Source organism: Pantoea sp. GbtcB22 (assembly GCF_019091025.1).
Classification (GTDB): domain Bacteria; phylum Pseudomonadota; class Gammaproteobacteria; order Enterobacterales; family Enterobacteriaceae; genus Pantoea; species Pantoea leporis.
Window position 1 is genome coordinate 1 of record NZ_JAGXKB010001019.1, and the last position, 230, is coordinate 230.

Below are 230 nucleotides of genomic sequence, written 5' to 3' on the forward strand. Positions count from 1 at the left end.
GCCTTCGTATCAGTTAATTTACGGCGTTCTGGCCGTCATCCCCATTCTGTTCCTTTGGGTTTACTGGTCGTGGTGTATTGTCTTGTTAGGCGCGGAAATCACCGTCACGCTGGATGACTATCGCCAGCTAAAACAGCAAGAACGCGAAAAAGAACGTGAGGAAACATGATTGCTTTGATTCAGCGCGTCAGCCGCGCCAGTGTCAGCGTTGGCGTCGCGACAGCGGGCGA

Annotated in this window: 1 protein-coding gene; it reads left to right on the forward strand. The window is 53.0% G+C overall.

What is annotated here, in order from left to right; genetic code table 11:
* The coding region (locus KVT28_RS27370; RefSeq protein ID WP_217551499.1) for a YhjD/YihY/BrkB family envelope integrity protein at positions 1–169 on the forward strand (169 nt) is incomplete at its 5' end.
* Between the last annotated feature and the right edge of the window lie 61 nt (positions 170–230).